Annotated in this window: 20 protein-coding genes; 2 read left to right on the top strand and 18 right to left on the bottom strand. The window is 38.9% G+C overall.

Going from position 1 to position 17,685, the window contains the following annotated elements:
- Window position 1: 1 nt before the first annotated feature.
- From rimM to LGB01_02415, 14 genes are all read right to left on the bottom strand, one after another.
- Window positions 2-529: a ribosome maturation factor RimM gene (gene rimM, locus LGB01_02480; protein ID MCB4753082.1), complete on the bottom strand. Its 528-nt coding sequence runs from the start codon at window positions 527-529 to the stop codon at window positions 2-4.
- A 10-nt stretch (window positions 530-539) separates the two neighbouring features.
- Window positions 540-782, bottom strand: coding sequence for a KH domain-containing protein (locus tag LGB01_02475; protein ID MCB4753081.1), 243 nt, complete (start codon window positions 780-782; stop codon window positions 540-542).
- A 5-nt stretch (window positions 783-787) separates the two neighbouring features.
- Window positions 788-1,018 (bottom strand): 30S ribosomal protein S16, encoded by a 231-nt coding sequence (rpsP, locus tag LGB01_02470; GenBank protein MCB4753080.1) that lies wholly within the window; start codon window positions 1,016-1,018, stop codon window positions 788-790.
- Window positions 1,019-1,204: 186 nt separating this feature from the next.
- Window positions 1,205-2,563, bottom strand: coding sequence for a signal recognition particle protein (gene ffh / locus LGB01_02465; GenBank protein ID MCB4753079.1), 1,359 nt, complete (start codon window positions 2,561-2,563; stop codon window positions 1,205-1,207).
- 60 nt (window positions 2,564-2,623) lie between these two features.
- A complete protein-coding gene (locus LGB01_02460; protein MCB4753078.1) occupies window positions 2,624-3,361 on the bottom strand; it encodes an RluA family pseudouridine synthase in 738 nt (245 codons plus the stop codon).
- A gap of 31 nt (window positions 3,362-3,392) precedes the next feature.
- Entirely contained in the window at window positions 3,393-3,674 is a 282-nt protein-coding gene (locus tag LGB01_02455) for a DUF167 domain-containing protein (GenBank protein ID MCB4753077.1), read from the bottom strand.
- Complete coding sequence (gene waaA, locus LGB01_02450) at window positions 3,667-4,836, bottom strand: lipid IV(A) 3-deoxy-D-manno-octulosonic acid transferase (GenBank protein MCB4753076.1); 1,170 nt, start codon at window positions 4,834-4,836, stop codon at window positions 3,667-3,669. The genes LGB01_02455 and waaA overlap by 8 nt, the downstream gene beginning before the upstream one ends.
- Before the next feature lie 106 nt (window positions 4,837-4,942).
- Complete coding sequence (locus tag LGB01_02445; protein MCB4753075.1) at window positions 4,943-5,662, bottom strand: C4-type zinc ribbon domain-containing protein; 720 nt, start codon at window positions 5,660-5,662, stop codon at window positions 4,943-4,945.
- Between the two features lie 16 nt (window positions 5,663-5,678).
- Window positions 5,679-6,407, bottom strand: a complete 729-nt coding sequence (locus LGB01_02440) for a Nif3-like dinuclear metal center hexameric protein (protein MCB4753074.1) — start codon at window positions 6,405-6,407, stop codon at window positions 5,679-5,681.
- A 6-nt stretch (window positions 6,408-6,413) separates the two neighbouring features.
- Window positions 6,414-7,310 carry a glycine--tRNA ligase subunit alpha gene (gene glyQ / locus LGB01_02435; protein MCB4753073.1) on the bottom strand — a complete coding sequence of 299 codons (897 nt, stop codon included), beginning with the start codon at window positions 7,308-7,310 and terminating at the stop codon, window positions 6,414-6,416.
- Between the two features lie 160 nt (window positions 7,311-7,470).
- On the bottom strand, window positions 7,471-7,971 hold the full coding sequence (locus LGB01_02430; protein MCB4753072.1) for a hypothetical protein: 501 nt from the start codon (window positions 7,969-7,971) through the stop codon (window positions 7,471-7,473).
- Complete coding sequence (locus tag LGB01_02425; protein MCB4753071.1) at window positions 7,943-8,131, bottom strand: hypothetical protein; 189 nt, start codon at window positions 8,129-8,131, stop codon at window positions 7,943-7,945. The genes LGB01_02430 and LGB01_02425 overlap by 29 nt, the downstream gene beginning before the upstream one ends.
- Window positions 8,132-8,282: 151 nt before the next feature.
- On the bottom strand, window positions 8,283-8,777 hold the full coding sequence (purE, locus tag LGB01_02420; GenBank protein MCB4753070.1) for a 5-(carboxyamino)imidazole ribonucleotide mutase: 495 nt from the start codon (window positions 8,775-8,777) through the stop codon (window positions 8,283-8,285).
- 85 nt (window positions 8,778-8,862) lie between these two features.
- Window positions 8,863-10,206 (bottom strand): U32 family peptidase, encoded by a 1,344-nt coding sequence (locus tag LGB01_02415; protein MCB4753069.1) that lies wholly within the window; start codon window positions 10,204-10,206, stop codon window positions 8,863-8,865.
- Between the two features lie 105 nt (window positions 10,207-10,311).
- On the opposite strand from LGB01_02415, the gene LGB01_02410 reads away from it, so the two are divergent.
- Both LGB01_02410 and glnA read left to right on the top strand, forming a co-directional pair.
- Window positions 10,312-11,091: a histidinol-phosphatase gene (locus tag LGB01_02410; protein MCB4753068.1), complete on the top strand. Its 780-nt coding sequence runs from the start codon at window positions 10,312-10,314 to the stop codon at window positions 11,089-11,091.
- Between the two features lie 73 nt (window positions 11,092-11,164).
- Window positions 11,165-12,598, top strand: coding sequence for a type I glutamate--ammonia ligase (gene glnA, locus LGB01_02405; protein MCB4753067.1), 1,434 nt, complete (start codon window positions 11,165-11,167; stop codon window positions 12,596-12,598).
- 62 nt (window positions 12,599-12,660) lie between these two features.
- Here the strand turns inward: glnA and LGB01_02400 are convergent, their stop codons facing one another.
- From LGB01_02400 to maf, 4 genes are all read right to left on the bottom strand, one after another.
- Window positions 12,661-13,584 carry a glutaminase gene (locus tag LGB01_02400; protein ID MCB4753066.1) on the bottom strand — a complete coding sequence of 308 codons (924 nt, stop codon included), beginning with the start codon at window positions 13,582-13,584 and terminating at the stop codon, window positions 12,661-12,663.
- 162 nt (window positions 13,585-13,746) lie between these two features.
- Window positions 13,747-15,873, bottom strand: a complete 2,127-nt coding sequence (locus tag LGB01_02395; protein ID MCB4753065.1) for a PBP1A family penicillin-binding protein — start codon at window positions 15,871-15,873, stop codon at window positions 13,747-13,749.
- Between the two features lie 57 nt (window positions 15,874-15,930).
- A complete protein-coding gene (locus tag LGB01_02390) occupies window positions 15,931-17,025 on the bottom strand; it encodes a pyridoxal phosphate-dependent aminotransferase family protein (protein MCB4753064.1) in 1,095 nt (364 codons plus the stop codon).
- Window positions 17,006-17,608 carry a septum formation inhibitor Maf gene (gene maf / locus LGB01_02385; protein ID MCB4753063.1) on the bottom strand — a complete coding sequence of 201 codons (603 nt, stop codon included), beginning with the start codon at window positions 17,606-17,608 and terminating at the stop codon, window positions 17,006-17,008. The genes LGB01_02390 and maf overlap by 20 nt, the downstream gene beginning before the upstream one ends.
- Between the last annotated feature and the right edge of the window lie 77 nt (window positions 17,609-17,685).

Here is a 17,685-nt window from a genome sequence, read left to right as displayed (position 1 = left end):
ACTAGCTGGCCTCTAGCACATCTTTGCCATCCTTAACCCAAACCACTCTCACATCTGTATTGGCATCAATAATATAACGGTTGATATAGGGAAGCAGAAACCGATTGGGCATACCCTCATTTACCAGTTTTTCATTGGTCTCAATGGAGAGATAATCAATATCGGCAAGGCGTTGAATTTCATCTATCTTTCCCAATACTTCATCATTTTCGACCACATCACATCCTATCATATCAAACCAAAAGTGTTGCCCTTTTTCAAGTATGCAGCTGGCTTTGGTCTGTGTCTTGTCGGCATAAAGCTTGACATTGGTCAACTTTTTTGCTGTATCAATGTTTTCAAAGCCTTGAAAACGCACTAGCTCACGTTTCATGTTAATATCGGCAATGGTCAAGTCACCATAGGAACTTTGAAACGTTATGCCTTTTTGAAACTGTTCTGGAAAATCAGTATGAAGATGAAATTTGAGGTCGCCCCAAAGTCCAACTGTACGCCCTATTTGGGCGATGAAGAATTTTTCTGAAGGCATAAGAGGTGTCTTAGATCGCTACTTCAACATTAACACGGTAATTTTTACCACCTTTGGCTTTACAACCAGAAATCACTGCTTTAATTGCATTAATCATTCGTCCATCTTTGCCAATTAGTTTTCCTACATCTTCTTTATTGGAAAAGATGGTAATCTCATCAAACCCTTCATTTATCTCTTGGATCTCTATGGAGATATCATCAGGATGATTGACTAGCATCATGGTGTAGGTTTGAAGGAATTCTCTAACCATTGAGACTATTTTTTCCCTGCAAGTCTTTTAACCGTTGGGCTCATTTGTGCACCAACTGAAAGCCAATAGTTAAGTCTCTCTTCATCAAGTGTAAGTTCTTTATCTGCAGATACAGGATTGTAGTGACCAATTGCTTCAATCCATCCACCATCTCTTCTCTTTCTGCTGTCTGTTACGACGATTCTATAAAATGGTTTCTTTTTTCTACCCATTCTTGTCATTCTAATCATTGTCATGTGTCGTCCTTTTGTTGTTCTTAGTTTTTCTCTTGCTTCTATAATACAGGGCAGCACCGGAGGATTGGCACCTAGCACACTGCAAGTCCTGACAACTGTCTTTTAATGACTCAATACACTCATCAAGACTATTTGGAAAGCGATTATACCCAAACATTTTTAAAATTGTATAAAAGCATACCTGCACTATCTTGGCATACCTGGAAATCCACCACCATTTTGCATCTGATTCATCATATCCTGCATCTGCTTCATGCCTCCCTTGCCCGCAAGTTTCTTTGTCATCTTTGCAGCAGATTTAAACTGTTTAAGTATACGGTTGACCTGCATTTGGTCAAGTCCAGCACCCATAGCAATACGACGTTTTCGCATATTGTTAAGCAAATCAGGATTTTCACGCTCTTTGGGGGTCATGGAGGCAACCATTGCCTTAATCATTTTAATCTCTTTGGAGTTTTCTAAATCCATATCACCAATCTGTTTTGCCATATTTCCCATACCAGGAATCATTCCCATAATAGACTTCATTGAACCAAGCTTTTTCATCTGCTCCATCTGATTGAGGAAATCATTAAAATTGAATTGTCCCTTCTTAATCTTCTGTGTCATCCGCTTGGCTTCTTTAGGGTCAATGGCAGCTGCAGCTTTTTCTGCCAATGACTCAACATCTCCCGCACCCATCAGACGGCTAACAATACGGTCAGAAATAAACTGCTCAAGGTCTGGCATCTTTTCGCCTGCCCCAATAAAACGTAATGGTACGCCCACCTGCTGCGTCAGTCCAAGTGCCACACCACCTCTGGAATCACCATCAAACTTGGTTAAAATAACACCCGTAATACCAATTTTCTCTTTGAAAGTCTGTGCAGTACGCACAGCATCCTGTCCCGTCATTGCATCGGCAACATAGAAGAGCTCGTCTGGTTGTGCCACCTCTTTGATATGTGCCAACTCCTCCATGAGCTCTTCATCAATGGCTAAACGACCAGCGGTATCAATGAGCACAACATCGTAAAGCCCATCTTTGGCCTTTTTGAGTCCTTTTTTGATGATCTCTTCAGGACTCGTATCTTCCTCAGCAACCAGATCAACCTCAATCTGTGAAGTAATCTGGCGTAACTGCTCTACTGCTGCAAGACGCTGAAGGTCTGCTGCAATAATTAATACTTTTTTCTTTTTCTGCTCTTTTAAGAAATAGGATAGCTTTCCGGTAGTGGTCGTTTTACCCGAACCTTGCAGACCAATCATGAGTACAACTGTTGGTGGCTTTGAAGCAAAAGTAAAGCCTTTTGGTGCCCCTTCAATGGTAAGAATGTCAGTTAGTTTCTTTTGTAGAGCTACAAGGAAGTTGTCCTTCCCTACTCCATGTTTTTTCGTCTCTAGTTCCACAAAGGAGGTTAGGTCTTTAACCACCTTGTGATGCACATCGGCTTTAAGTAGTGATTTTTTTAGTTCTGCTGTTGCTTTTTTGAGTGCCTTTTCATCATCATGAAAACGAATCTTTCCTACAGCATTTTTAAAACTATCGGTTAACGTATCGAACATTTTTTTGCCTTATTATCTTTACAATATGATTGTTGCGATTTTATCCTATTTGGACTTAACCTATTTGTATCGAACAATATCTTGGGGTTCTGGTGCTTCAAAGGTCATCCCAAGAAGTACCATTCTTGCCGAGTGGAGCAAAATACGCTTAGATTGTGTACGGCTACCATACTGCATGTCACCCACGATGGGGTATCCTGCATGTGCTAGGTGCACTCGTATTTGATGTGTACGCCCTGTTGTAATCTCAACATACACTTTAGATTTCTTGCCCTGCACCTCTTCAGGCTTGACAACGGTATGAGCTTTTTTGCCACGTACTGGGTCAATACGTGAAAAAGCTTTTCCTTTTTTAATAGTATAGATAGGATCATCAATCACCATGGTCTCACACACCACCCCTTCAACCCATGCGACATACTCTTTTTCTACCCGTCTGTTCTTGAATGCATTGACCGCTTTTTTGATAAAAGCCTCACTACGTCCAAGTAATAATACTCCTGAAGTATCGCGGTCAAGCCTATGAAGTAACTCTGCTCCCTCTATGGCGTCTTGAATATCATAGCTGTCTACCTGTGCAGGCTTATTAACTGCAACCATCTCTTCATCTTCATAGATAATCTCAATATCACTAGGGTACTCAATGCGAAACTTTGTATCAGTACTTAATTCTGCCCGTGCAATCTTTATCTGCTTGTCACCAACAAAAACCAATCCTCTATCTATGAGTTCCTTGGCTTTCTTGTTTGAAATCTTTTTCTGTTGGGCAAGTACTTTGTATGCTTTCTCTTGTGCCATTTGTGTTACCTTCTCTTTTTATCGTACCACTTTAACCATTGTGATATTGGGCTATCCATGCAAAAAACTGTTCTGTTGCAGGAAACTTTAATACCTTAATTTTACTTGTTTCTCCCGACTTAAAAATAATCTGATTTTTAGGTACTTTAAAACTTTTAGAGAGAAATTTAATGAGTTCTTTGTTGGCTGCACCTTCTACAGCAGGTGCCTTAATGCGTACTTTAATTGCATTATCTCCATACACTTCGCAAAATTCATTTTTGCTTGCCGCAGGTTGTGCTTTAATGTGTAGTGTTATTTGATCGTTATTCATATGATAGAACACTTTTAAGTTCCTCTACAAGTGGGAGTACATCTACATTTGTACGTACTTTGGCTGGTTTAAGCAACTTGTATTGTACCAGTCTTTTTGAAAGATTGGTAGGCTCCACAATCGCAATTCCCTCTACTGCTTCAAAAATATCTTTCTGGTTAAAATAGTGTGGTCCAGAGATGATACGACAACCAAACTGTGCTGCCTCTGCTGCATTGTGTCCCCCAATAGGTTCGAATGCGCCACCAAGAATAACCACGTCACTAATAGCATAGATATTCACAAGTTCACCAAGCATATCAATGACAGTAATATCGCTTTCAACACTCTCTTTCTCTGTATAACAGTGGTATAACAATCCATATTGTTCTACAAAACTATCTACAAGCTGTACTACCTTCTTGAATCGTTCAGGGTGGCGTGGCACAATAATCAGCTTTGCATCACTTTGTTCTTTTTTGAGTGCGGCAAAAGCCTCAAGTATCAACCTCTCTTCCCCTTCATGGGTACTTGCTGCACATACAACCAATGTTTTTGGTTTTGGTAATTGTTTTGTTGGTTTTGGTAAGGAGGCAAGTTTGATGTTTCCCATGACCACTACATGGTGCGCACCTAAGGATTCTAAGCGTATTTTATCGGTTCGTGTTTGGGCATAGACTACATCAATATGTTTAAATATCTGCCGATAGAGCCATGCCATCTTTTGGTACTTTAAAAAAGAGTGGTCACTCATACGTGCATTAATAAGGAAGGTTCTAGCACCACGTCGTTTTGCTAGCATAAAAAGCAGATACCAAAACTCTGCCTCCATAACCACCAGTACTTTTTGTGGCCTTAGCCAACCCAAAAGTAACGGTTCAAAAGGAAGATAACAGCTCTGCCGTGTATAACAATCGACAACACCCCTACCTGTCTGCGTTGTGGTTGTCATGCGCAATACCTCTTTTGGCAACGCATCTACTAATGGTTTAATTGCTTTAGCTTCTCCAAAACTACAAGAGTGGAACCATATCCCATTAGGTTTCAGGGGTCGATTTTTCCATAGAAAAAAACGTGCTGGAATGGACTCTTTGTATTTGGATTTGAAGGAAAAAAGAGAAAAAAGAGGAAGCAAGAGAAGATACATAAAGGTGGTGCATATTGAGTAGATAAAAAAAAACATTTACTACCTTCATATTTTAGCAAAGTCAGTGCTTTGCTTTTTTAACACTTAGCATACTTGACTAAAAGAAGTACTCTTTTGGAGTACTTAGTGCTAAATACTTCTATTACTTTTCTTTGGTTACACTCTCTAAATGGAGAATACGACCACAGTGGGGACAGTTTACAATTTCTTCTGCTTTGATTACTTCTGCATAAGTCTTGTCATTAAGCTTCATATAACAACCGTAGCATGCCTGCTTCTTCACTGAAACAACTGCTGTATTGCCTGCCCACACACGAATCTTTTCATAGAAAGAGAGAACTTTCTGTTCGATACTCTTGCTAAGCTTCTGACGCTTTGCAAAATATTCTGCTTTAGTTGTTTCAATTTCTATTTTTTCTGCAGAGACCTCACTGTTTACCTTGTTGAAATTCTCTTGAAGCTCAGCAAGCTTCTCCTCAAGTTCTTTAGTAAGTGCTTCTTTGGTTTCATTAATCTTCTGAAGTCTCTCAATCTCCTCATTGGCAAAGGTCATCTTCTCTTTAGCAATATCTTCTTCAAGAGAGAGTGCCTTCATCTCTTTCTCTGTAGAGATTTCTCTGGCTTTTTTTGTATTGCTTTCAAGCTGCTCTTTGAGTAGTATTAACTGCTCTTCAAATGCCTTGATTTTCTCCTCATTCTCTTCACTCTCTTTATTTAGATCATCAAACTCTTCTTGTATTGCAGTAATCTTTTTTTGTACTTTTGCTATCTTTTTGTCTACCACTTCAAGTTGTAAGTTGTAGTTATCGACTGATTTATCAATCTGTGAAAGTTCTATCAGTTCTTGTAGATGCTTGTTCAATCTTTATCCTTTAGGATTATAGTGTTTCAAAGTGAAACGGATTTTTAGAATTCGCAATTATAGCCAAAATAGGTAAAACTTTCAATTCTTCCAACAGTATTTCGGCAAAAAAACGTTCACTCTCGTAGTGCCCTATCTCCACCATCATTAATCCCTCACTCATTGCCTTCATAGCATCGTGATACTTAATGTCTCCAGTGAGAAAGCAGTCTACATTAACCATATCGATAAGCGAAGCTCCCGCTCCTGTTGTCATAGCAATGGAGCCAATGCATTCCTTTTTGCCAACAACTTTTAATGTTGAGAGATTTAACTTCTCTTTGAGTAACATAAGCAACCCATCATACATCCAATTGCCTTCTGTCTTGCAGACAAATGGCACCTCTTCTTTAAGCGTGAATCCCAGTACTTTTTCAAAAACATAACGATTTAAATGGGTCTGATCAAAGTTAGTATGCATTGCAATAAGCGACTGTTTTTTTAAGATAAGTCTCTCAAGAAGATTGGCAGGATATTTGGCAAAATCAAGCTGTGTGAGTTTGTCAAATATCAATGGGTGATGCACTACAAAAAGTGTCCCCTCTTCTGCTGTTTCTATCATCTCTTCATTAATATCGAGAGAGATAGCAATCTGTGAGACCTTGCGCTTCATGTCACCAACAATAAGCCCAGAATTATCCCACTTCTCCTGTAACCCAAAAGGGCTTATGTTGTCTAAAAAAGTATATATATCTTGCAATAGCATATCTTATTACCTATTCTGCTTTCCTTGCTGTATGCGTACATTACGCTCCTCTTCCTGAGCTTTGTACAACTGTGCACACCCAATGGCAAGCTCTCTAACTTTGAGAATATAATTTTGTCTTTGTGTCTGCGAGATTGCTTTGCGGGCATCAAGCACATTGAAGGCATGTGATGCTTTCATGCATTCGTCATAGGCAGGGAGTGGTAGCCCTTTTTCAAGACAGAGTTTACACTCTTTGCTTGCATCATCGAAGTGAGTAAAAAGCTTTTCCACCGTTGCTACTTCAAAGTGGTATTTGGAGAACTCATACTCACTCTCTTTATGTACATCAGCATAAGTGGTTACCTCGTCACCGTTTTTATTCCATACAATGTCAAAGATGCTATCGACCCCTTGTAAGTACATTGCCAAACGCTCTGTCCCATAGGTAATCTCTACGGCCACAGGGTCACACGCGATGCCCCCTACTTGTTGAAAGTAGGTAAATTGCGTTACCTCCATACCATCAAGCCATACTTCCCAGCCAAGCCCCCACGCACCAAGTGTTGGTGACTCCCAGTTGTCTTCTACAAAACGAATGTCATGCTCTTGTAAGTTCAGTCCCAAATACTCCAAAGATTTCAAGTAAAGCTCTTGAATATTGTCAGGACTAGGTTTAATGAGTGCTTGAAACTGATAGTAAGACCCAAGACGGTTAGGGTTCTCTCCATAGCGTCCATCAGTAGGTCTCCTACATGGTGCTACATACGCAACAGACCAAGGCTTAGAGTCTAGACTTCTAAGCAGTGTCGCAGGATGAAATGTCCCTGCACCTGATGGGATGTCGTAAGGTTGTACGATGTTGCACCCTTGTTCTGCCCAGAATTGTTGTAGTTTTAGTAGTAGTTCACTGAAGGTTAGCATGCTAATGTCCTTTTATAGTATTCATTAAGTTACTTTAAAAAATATAGGCTCTGTATAAATCTTTACAATAAAGCTATTTTCTCTAATTTTTCTAGCTTTACATTTTTCTATATATCTATTTAAAGTAGCTCTTTATGACCCGCAAAGTATTAAAAGTAATTTATTGTTCTTTATCTTGTTTCATATTACCAATTGTTGATTTGAATCCCAGTATATTGGCTACACCGATACCTATAGGAATTGTTATGGCAACACCTCCCAAGATTGGATATCTAAGAAATGCAAAATATACAGCAGATATAAGGCCGCCAAGAGCGAGAAGTTTTGCAAACCTCAAAGCCCTAAATGCAAATTTTCGCTGATATGGGACTTCTGTAAGCCGTGCCTTTTGCTCTTTTTCTTCAAGAGCAATAATTTTTTCATCACATTCAATATTGTGTTGCTGCTGTTTTTCATAAAGATCCATTACTCTTGATGCTATTTCTGGTGAGTTGCGTGAGAGTATTGATAGTTGGTCTAAGTCAATTGTTTGTGATAGATGATAATTGTTTTGTTGATGAAAGGTGGCAGTAATCTTTGATTCTCGAGAGGGATTTGGTTTCTCATCTAAAACTTCAGTTTCATCGATTAAATCAGGTGGTGATTTCTGCGAGTCTTTCATTTATTTTCCGTTCTTTTATTTTGTGGATTTTTGATCTTTCAGCATTTATTTTTTTGGTAGTTACACCCATTTTTTTTGGAGGCGTTACTATATGATAATAGCCATTAGTATTTAAACTATTTGCGATACCATTTAGAAAAAGTTTTATCCCATCGCTCATTATTACCCCTTCTTCATCTACTGCTATTCTCTAACGGTATAATACCAAAACAACATTAATCAATAAGTTATACTACAATCACTTTGACTCTTCTGCACAATATAGCTAAGCCATCTTACTATTTATTCTTCACTTTTCTCTCTTCATTCTATCAAAGAATGACTTCAATTTCTAAAGAATCCAACTCTACCTTCTTTGCCTTGGAGATACGGTCTTCTTGAAGTTTTACCCTTAATTCATCATTCTGTAGTGCCATAATTTGGATGGCAAGGTAGGCAGCATTGACCGCACCTGCTTTACCAATGGCAAGTGTGCCTACTGGCATACCTGAAGGCATCATTACTGTTGAAAGAAGTGCATCTTCCCCCTTGAGTGGGCCACTCTCCATGGGTACACCCAATACTGGCTTGGTTGTACTTGCTGCAACCGCACCCGCAAGGTGTGCTGCCATACCTGCTGCGGCAATGAACACCTGTGCACCCTTCTCTTCTGCAGTCTTAATATAGGTTTTGGTTCTCTCTGGACTTCTGTGTGCAGAAGAGATGATTAGCTCATAGGGTACACCAAACTTCTCTAATGTTTTTGCACACTCTTGCATAATTGCATAATCACTCTTACTTCCCATGACAATCGATACAAATTTCATAATTTATCCTTTAAATTAAATGAGAAAATATATACATCAATCCAAACACCTGCATTCACGTCTATATTCATACAAACAAAGGGTATCATCCACTACAACAAGGCTCCATGCTCATTGGAGTAGAATCTTCTTTGAGTCCTTTCTTCTCTAGTGCTTCACTAATCTTTCGTCGTAAAATCGTATAGCTTGGAAGTCGTGTTGGCAATTTCATTGGCTCAAGATATCCACTGTGGACACACTCATGTACTTTATTGTCAACTGTTTCAATCTTTTTAAAGGTCAACCAATACTGCCCTGCTACTTCACTAATTTTGCCAATCTCATTGTCAACCAATTTTACCGTCGCACCCATTGGAAGCACAATCTCTACACTATCGCCTACACAAGTCTTGTCCTTACATTTCCAACTAAGCCCATCCTCGCTCACAAGACCTGCTACCTGATGTGTACCATACTGAATAGAAAATGTATGAGACTCTGCATCATTTCGTTCGAATGGACGGCTAATGAGGTAGGCATCAGTAAAACCACGGTTCTGTGTGGTTCCCAACTCTCTTTGGTAACATGCTGGATTATACTCTCCAGCACAATAATCATCAATAGCATGACGGTAAGCCTTGGTGACAACCCCTGCATAGTAAGGTGATTTGGTACGACCTTCGATCTTCAGTGAATCGATTACACCACTGTTTAATATCTCATCAATATGTGAAGCCATATTCATATCTTTAGCATTCATAATGTAGGTACCAACACCCTCCTTTTCGTCAAGGCGGAAGGTTGTACCACTTTGGGGGTTGTGTGCATAAATCTCATATGGAAATCGACAATCATTTGCACAACTTCCACGATTAGGCACACGCCCTGTCTGAAGTGCAGAGATGAGGCAACGTCCACTGTAGGCAAAACACATTGAGCCATGCACAAACACTTCTAATTCAAGATCAGGTAAGTGATTTTTGATAGCTTCGCAATCTTTGAGGCTAATCTCACGTGCCACAATAATACGCTTAACGCCTAAATCATAGTAGACTTCTGCATCTATTGCATTCATTACATTTGCCTGTGTAGAGAGGTGGATAGGAATATCAGGTGCTATATGGTGGGCAACTTTTACGACACCTGGAGAGGAGACAATAAGTGCATCAGGTTTGAGCGTTGCAATCTTGGCAATATGGTTTTCATAGAGCTTGATTTGGGAATTGAATGGAAAAGAGTTGACTGTCGCATAGACCTTTTTTCCTCTCTTGTGTGCATAGTTAATTCCCTCCTCAAAAGAGTCCATGTCAAACTCTTTACCCGAGCGAATACGAAGTGAAAAAGTACTTGTGCCCCCATAGACAGCATCTGCCCCATAGTTTAGAGCAATCTTCATCTTCTCAAGGTTACCTGCTGGAGCGAGGAGCTCTACTTGATTTTTCTCTATCATTTTTGTCCTAATTTTTGCGTTAGATCAAACGATACATTTGACTCCTATTTTATCCTAATAGTAGTAAAAGAGAGATTTTATGCTAGAATCGTACCCATGAAAACAATACGAATTGATCTACATAACCACACTACACGTTGCAACCATGCCACAGGTACTGTTGATGAATATATACAAAAAGCGATAGATCTTGGTATTGATATTTATGGTTTTTCTGAACATGCTCCAATGGATTTTGACGAAGGGTACCGCCTCTCATTGGATGAAATGGATGCTTATGTTCATGATATTCTCTGTGCAAAAGAGAGATACAAAGAGCAGATAGACATATTGCTTGGCTATGAAGTTGACTGGTTGCCTGAACACATGAATGAACAGGTACTTAATGCTGATGTGGACTATCTCATTGGATCGGTTCATTTTATTAATAAATGGGGTTTTGATAATCCAGAATTTATTGGTGGATGGAAAAATAGAGATATTGATGAGATATGGGAAGCCTATTTTGAGGCAAATGAGATGATGGCAAGATCAGGTAAATTTGATATTGCTGGACATCTTGATCTTATTAAAGTTTTTAAATATCTGCCCAAAAAAGATGTACGCCTGCTTGCAAAAAATACACTCAAGACTATTAAAAAAAATAATATGGTACTCGAAATCAATACTGCTGGGCTACGTAAGCCTATTGGAGAACTCTACCCTTCAAAAGCACTTCTTGAAGAGGCGTATGATATGGATATTCCTATTACCTTTTCTTCTGATGCACACGCTGTGAAACAAGTTGGGTTTGGATATGAAACTGCAACAATGATTGCAAAAGAGGTAGGTTACACTAAAGCTGTTACTTTCAAAAAGAGGGAGAGAGAATTGATTACTTTTTAATCAAATCTTATGGAGAAGATTAAAAATATTGTGGCTATAATGTAGGGAAAAATTTTAATCAGGAGGATTATAAATGGGTAAATTTGTTAACAATATAACAGAATTTAATACATTCTGTAAGGAGAACGAGGTAGAGTTCATTGACTTTAGGTTTACAGACATTAAAGGAGCATGGCACCACATTACATACAAAAGAAGTGCTGTCGATGACGGTATGCTTGAAGCTGGTCTTCCATTCGATGGATCCTCTATTGAGAACTGGCAACCAATTAACCAGTCAGATATGCTTCTTAAGCCTGATGTTCCCACTGCATTTCTCGATCCATTTACTGCAGACAGTACAGTGATTGTTATCTGTGATGTTTACGATATCTATAAAAATGAGCTTTATGCAAAATGTCCAAGGTCTATTGCTAAAAAAGCACTGAAAGTGCTTGAAGAAAAAGGCGTGGCTGATGCAGCATACTTTGGTCCTGAAAATGAGTTCTTTATTTTTGATGATGTCAAAATTGAAGACAAAGACAACCACCAATCCTTTAGAGTTGAAACAGATGAAGGTCACTGGGCTGATGGGGCTGATTATGATGAGATTGGAAATATGGGTCATAGACCAAGAATCAAAGGTGGCTATTTCCCAGTTATGCCTACAGACTCCATGGTAGATCTCCGTGCGGAGATGATGTTGCTTCTTGAAGAAGTAGGTCTTGAAGTTGTGCTTGGACACCACGAAGTGGCACAGGGACAGGGTGAAATTGGTATTGTATTCTCTGACATCATTACCGCTGCTGATAATGTACAAAAGTATAAATATGTTGTTAAGATGGTTGCACACCTTAATGGGAAAACAGCCACATTCATGCCTAAACCTATTTACAATGATAATGGAAATGGTATGCATGTACATCAGTCTCTTTGGAAAAATGGCAAAAATCTCTTTTACAAAGAGGGTGAGTATGCAAATCTCTCCAAAACAGCACTTGATTACCTTAGTGGTATCTTTGCACATAAAGAGGCGGTTGCAGCATTTACAAATGCTTCTACCAACTCTTACAAAAGACTCCTTCCAGGATTTGAAGCACCACGTATTTTGACATATTCAAGCCAAAATAGATCAGCTGCATGTCGTATCCCTTATGGTGCGGGCGAAAAAGCAACACGTATTGAAACACGTTTCCCAGACTCTACTTCATGCCCATATCTTGCCTTTACTGTTCTTATGATGGCAGGTCTTGATGGTATCGAAAAAGGTGGGTATGATCTTGTTGGACCATTCAATGAAGACCTTTTTGAGTTAACAAGAGATGAACTTAAAGAGAGAAAGATTCCCGAACTTCCAAATAGCTTTAGAGATGCACTTGAAGGACTTGAAAAAGATTATAACTTCCTTGCGCCTGTTATGGATGAAGAATTTATCAAAACTTATGTCGATTATCAATTCGAAAGACACGTCATTCCTGTAGAAGGAAGACCAACTGCATATGAGTATGTCTCTACATACTCTTGCTAAACCTCCTGCATCCGTCTATAGTACGGATGCGTAATCTCTCATGCTTTTATTACCCCTTAAGTCTAAAAAATTGAAAGTCCACTTTTATCTGTAAACATTTGTAGTGCGAGTGTACCTGCATGTGAATTGCCATATTTATTGAGTGCTGGAGACCAAACAGAAATAGACATCTTTCCTGGAACCGTCGCAACAATACCTCCGCCCACACCACTCTTGGCAGGTAGTCCCACATGATAAGCAAACTCACCGCTTGCATCATAGTGTCCACAGGTGAGCATCACCGCATTAATCCGCTTAGCCTGTGATGGTGTAGTGAAGACTTTTTCTGTCACAGGATCACGCCCTCCAAACGCCAAAAAAAGCATAGCGCGCGAAAGCTCTTCGGTATTCATGGTAATGGCACAATGTTTAAAATAAGTCATCACTGATTGATGAATATCATTCTTGAAGTTTCCAAAACTTTTCATTAAGTGTGCCAATGCAATATTACGGTTACCATGCTCCATTTCTGATCTTGCTACTTCTGCATCAAAAGTAATTGTATTATTATTGGCAATCTCTCGTACAAAAGAAAGGATCATCTCTAGGGCATGAAACTCATCTTGGTAGTGGCTCACCAATACATCAGTAATAACCAATGCTCCCGCATTAATAAAGGGGTTTCTGGGGATACCATTCTCATACTCTAACTGTACCAAAGAGTTGAAAGAGTTTCCAGAGGGCTCTACTCCAATACGTTTATAGAGCTCTTTACTATAAAGATTGAGTGCATGGGAAAAAGTAAAGACTTTAGAGATACTCTGAATAGAAAACTTCTTTTGACTTTTACCAACAGAGAATGAAGTACCATCCTCAAGTGTCACCGTCATAGCAAAAGAGCCTCTAGGCACAGAGGCTAATGCCGGAATATAGTCTGCCACCTTTCCATCATATAACTCAGGTGCTATCTCTTCATATATCTCATCTAATATAACCTGATAATCCATTGGTATACCTCTTTCATACTTTCACTTTTAGATCTATAATCTTTGGTGATATATCCCTTTCTCTGTCTGAAATAACTACAGAAAAAGGCAACAACTACTGCACTGTCGTCACAAGTACATGGAATTTTACCTACCAAGGAAAAAATTTAGTGATTATGGTACCTAAAATAGTGTTCCACTATCTTCTGCTACTGGTACTTCTGGTATCTTGTACGATGGATGTAGTGAATTACTTTTCTTTTTTTTCTCTGTCAGGTTCTTGTTAATATTGATGGGTTTTGCATATTCAATATTATCCTTTTCTCGAATAACCGTCTCCTCTTCTGGTGCAATATCTTCATCATCAAACTCATTCCCAATCATATACCCACCATCATCTATCTGATCTTCTTCGTTAAGAGCATCAATCTGTTTTTTTGTTTTTGGTAGATGTGATATCTCTGTATATATCTCTTCTTTGTCCTTATATTTACCTATAAAAACCCTTTCTGGAACATTAAATGTCTTCTTGATATAAGGATAAATCTCCAATAAATGTTTATAATAATAAGCAAATGCTGGTGCTGCAATTGAACCACCCGTTGCATTTCTTCCAATAGGTTTATTGTTATCGCGCCCAAACCAGACAATTGTCTCGATTGTAGGGGAATAGCCACAGAACCATGCATCAATATTATTATTAGTTGTTCCGGTCTTCCCTGCTAACTCTATCCCCTCTACCTGCGCATTCCATCCAGTACCTCGTTTAATCACATCTTTAAGAATATCAGTCATCAAGTATGCTTGTTCTGGGGTAGTAAAATCAGCAATCTCTTTGGGGCGCGTTTCGTAAATAACCGCACCTTCTCTAGAGACAATTTTACTAACTAGTCGTGGCTCAATCATGTGTCCTTTATTGGAGAAGACCGTATATATTTGTGCCATTTTTAAAGGACTGGTACCAAGATTTCCTAGTGCAATCGACATGTCACGGGGAATATGAGGTATATCAAGAAATGCTAAACGCTTTCTAATTGTGCTGACACCAATATCAGATACCAAATTGATTGTTGCGAGATTACGTGAATGTACTAGCGCCTCTCTTAATGGCATAAACCCTCTAAAATTCTTCTCATAGTTCCTTGGAGACCATATCTTTGGCTCACCATCTTGATAATACTGAAAGGTTCTTGCAATGTCTGTCAAAGGACTTGCAGGATTGTAACCTATATCAAGTGCTGTTTGATAAATAAAAGGTTTAAAAGCTGACCCAGGCTGTCGAAGTGCCTGTGTCACACGATTGAATGTAGATTTTTTGTAGTCTACTCCTCCCACCATACTCAGAATATCTCCCGTATTGCTTTCAACCGATATGAGAGCTGCATTAATTGTAGAGGTTCTTGGTTTCTCTTTGTACCTCTTGAGTACACGCTTATAGGCATATTTAATTGACTTTCTAGCAATATTTTGTTGCTTCATATCAATTGTTGTATAGATCTTGTATCCACCTGTACGAACATCTCCGAGTCTATTCTTAAAACGCCTAACTACTTCATCTACCACATAGGGTGCAATATTCTGTCTTAGAGAAGTTTTATAGACCTTTGGAGATTCCTTAACTGCCTCAAGATATTTCTTGTCTGAAATCCATCCCAGACCCTTCATACGATAAAGTACATTGTTAGCACGATTGAGTACACGCTTATAGTGCTTAAGTGGGTTATAGTAGCTTGGTGCATTAGGGAGTGCTATCAAAATAGCTATCTCCTTAAGGGTTAGTTCATCTAATTCCTTATGAAAGTATCCATCTGCGGCAGTCTTCACCCCAAAATAGTTATTCCCATAGGATATTTCATTTAAATAACGCTCAATGATATCCTCTTTACTTAATACATGCTCTATTTTAATTGCGAGTATCACTTCTCTGATTTTTCGTGCCAGTTTTTTTTCATTGGTAAGAATTTTGTTTTTGATAAGCTGCTGTGTGAGCGTGCTCCCTCCTTCAGCAAAATTCCCTACCTGAATATCTTTGATAAGTGCACGCAGGATTGCATCCATGTCAATACCATTATGCTCAAAGAACTTGGTATCTTCCATTGCAACAAGCCCCTCAATAAAATAACTAGGAAGCTCATCGTAACGGGCATAAAGACGATGGTGTTTTTTAAAGATATAAGCAAGCTTTTTACCATTTCTATCAAGTACGACTGAAGATATCTCTGGTCTGTAATTGATTAGCTTGTCTGCATCAAGCGAGACTTCTTCATACGCATAGATAAAAGCTGCAGTAAATGCTGCAGCAAAAATCATTAGCAAAATAATGGATCCTTTGATTAAGCCAAACACGCAACCCTTTCTTTTTTAAACCTATTGTACCAAGTTAATTCTAATGAGCTTCAATAGATGATGAAGCTTCTTTGTAGATTCTGTAATATTGAGGATAATACGTAAGATTGGCTTGGTGACTGTTGGCTGGCGGATAGCGCCTACAAGATAGTTCTGTTTCATTAATCCTTTTTGCATAAAAAGTGCAAATGCATTGTCAGGAACCTCAATGGGAAAAATGAGACTCTCGCATACTGCACCACTCTCTTGCTTGACAATTGCTTGTCGTTCAAATATTTTCTTATGGAACTTTTTAACATTTTTCTGGATATGTTGCATGTTAACATAAGCTAATGCTGTATCAAAAACCGAAGGGGCAGTAGTGTAAATAACCGATTTAGCACGGTTCTCCAAAAAACTGATGATTGTCTTAGAGGCAAGGATATAAGCGCCATAGCTACCATAAGCTTTTCCTAAAGTTCCCATTTTAATATGATGCTCATTAGGGATAATACCATAGTGTTCAAATATTCCCAATAAATTTTCTCCCAATATACCTGAACTATGGGCTTCATCGACAATCAGCAAGGCTTCAAACTCTTCTGCTACTTCAAAGATCTCACGTACACAAAGATCTCCTTCCATTGAGTAGACCCCCTCAACAGCAATAATACGACGTTTTGCAGTATGCTTTAGTAGTTTTTCTTTGAGATTTTCTACATCGTTGTGCTTAAAAGTCACCACCTGTCCAGGATGCAACTGCGCAGCAAGTTGGCCAGAAGCATGATATGCTTCATCAAGAAAAAGCATATCTCCTTTACGTACAAGTGCTTCAATAAGTGCAAGATTTGCCAAAAATCCACTACCAATAATCATTCCTTTTTCAAATCCATTTATCTTTGCCATCTCTAATTCAAGTAAGTAGTGAATAGAATGATAACCATTAACCAACTGGCTTGCACGTGGCGAAAAGGTGCTATATTCTTTCACCATTTTGACTGCTCTTTTGAAAGATTTTTTACGTTTAGACAGTCCAAGGTAATCATTGGAAGCAAAATCATCTAACATATCAGAGTAGAGTATTCTTTCCCTAAAACGTCCTGCCTTTTTCAATGCTTCAAGTTCTTTTTCGTACATAGTTTTCCTTCGCATTGTTTGAGATACTTTTACCAAAGTTAAGCCATGGTTTCAATACCTCAACCTGAAGCCCTCTTGCCGTACTCTCATGACCATTTGTTTCAGTAATATATTTCTTACAGAATCCTTCAACCATGCAACCACCAGCCTTCCCTTGCCACTCACCACTTTGAATATAGGCTTCAAGATCATCTTTGTCAAACGAAGCAAAACAGTAGTGGGCAGCAGAAATATTGATAAAAAGCATGGTTTTCGTCTTGTAGTGTACAGAAGAGATGATACTGATAGATGCAGCACTCTGTTTGAGAAGGACTCTTCTAGCATCTTCACTATTTTTGGGTTTACGAAGTATTTCTCCACTTTGAGTGGCAATAATGCTGTCTGCTGTTAGTAGTGGTACATCAAGCCCATAGAGACGTTCTGCCATTTCCAGTTTCCCTTTGCTCGCAGCATAAACGAAGTCTTTGGCTACAGTAGTTTTAATTTGATTTTCATCAAAATCAGTGGGTTTCTGTATGAAATCAATACCTGCTTCTTGCAAAAGTAGTGCACGCGACTCAGACTGAGAACAGAGAACAATCATTGATTACAGTCCACGCAAAATGACTGGATGTGCTGCCACACGGATAGTAATCATTCCACCTACCCAGACAAATGCAG

It is taken from the genome of Sulfurovum sp., from assembly GCA_020525365.1.
GTDB lineage: Bacteria > Campylobacterota > Campylobacteria > Campylobacterales > Sulfurovaceae > Sulfurovum.
This window is presented reverse-complemented; position numbering and strand designations above follow the sequence as displayed.

What these genes read in the sequence shown, in the direction of transcription:
- rpsP (MCB4753080.1), bottom strand. Translation starts at nt 1,018, where the DNA reads ATGACAATGATTAGAATGACAAGAATGGGTAGAAAAAAGAAACCATTT.
- LGB01_02455 (MCB4753077.1), bottom strand. Translation starts at nt 3,674, where the DNA reads ATGAATAACGATCAAATAACACTACACATTAAAGCACAACCTGCGGCA.
- ffh (MCB4753079.1), bottom strand. Translation starts at nt 2,563, where the DNA reads ATGTTCGATACGTTAACCGATAGTTTTAAAAATGCTGTAGGAAAGATT.
- LGB01_02425 (MCB4753071.1), bottom strand. Translation starts at nt 8,131, where the DNA reads ATGAGCGATGGGATAAAACTTTTTCTAAATGGTATCGCAAATAGTTTA.
- LGB01_02440 (MCB4753074.1), bottom strand. Translation starts at nt 6,407, where the DNA reads ATGCTATTGCAAGATATATATACTTTTTTAGACAACATAAGCCCTTTT.
- LGB01_02475 (MCB4753081.1), bottom strand. Translation starts at nt 782, where the DNA reads ATGGTTAGAGAATTCCTTCAAACCTACACCATGATGCTAGTCAATCAT.
- purE (MCB4753070.1), bottom strand. Translation starts at nt 8,777, where the DNA reads ATGAAATTTGTATCGATTGTCATGGGAAGTAAGAGTGATTATGCAATT.
- LGB01_02390 (MCB4753064.1), bottom strand. Translation starts at nt 17,025, where the DNA reads ATGTACGAAAAAGAACTTGAAGCATTGAAAAAGGCAGGACGTTTTAGG.
- LGB01_02415 (MCB4753069.1), bottom strand. Translation starts at nt 10,206, where the DNA reads ATGATAGAGAAAAATCAAGTAGAGCTCCTCGCTCCAGCAGGTAACCTT.
- maf (MCB4753063.1), bottom strand. Translation starts at nt 17,608, where the DNA reads ATGATTGTTCTCTGTTCTCAGTCTGAGTCGCGTGCACTACTTTTGCAA.
- waaA (MCB4753076.1), bottom strand. Translation starts at nt 4,836, where the DNA reads ATGTTTTTTTTTATCTACTCAATATGCACCACCTTTATGTATCTTCTC.
- LGB01_02395 (MCB4753065.1), bottom strand. Translation starts at nt 15,873, where the DNA reads ATGATTTTTGCTGCAGCATTTACTGCAGCTTTTATCTATGCGTATGAA.
- LGB01_02400 (MCB4753066.1), bottom strand. Translation starts at nt 13,584, where the DNA reads ATGGATTATCAGGTTATATTAGATGAGATATATGAAGAGATAGCACCT.
- LGB01_02460 (MCB4753078.1), bottom strand. Translation starts at nt 3,361, where the DNA reads ATGGCACAAGAGAAAGCATACAAAGTACTTGCCCAACAGAAAAAGATT.
- LGB01_02430 (MCB4753072.1), bottom strand. Translation starts at nt 7,971, where the DNA reads ATGAAAGACTCGCAGAAATCACCACCTGATTTAATCGATGAAACTGAA.
- glyQ (MCB4753073.1), bottom strand. Translation starts at nt 7,310, where the DNA reads ATGCTAACCTTCAGTGAACTACTACTAAAACTACAACAATTCTGGGCA.
- glnA (MCB4753067.1), top strand. Translation starts at nt 11,165, where the DNA reads ATGGGTAAATTTGTTAACAATATAACAGAATTTAATACATTCTGTAAG.
- rimM (MCB4753082.1), bottom strand. Translation starts at nt 529, where the DNA reads ATGCCTTCAGAAAAATTCTTCATCGCCCAAATAGGGCGTACAGTTGGA.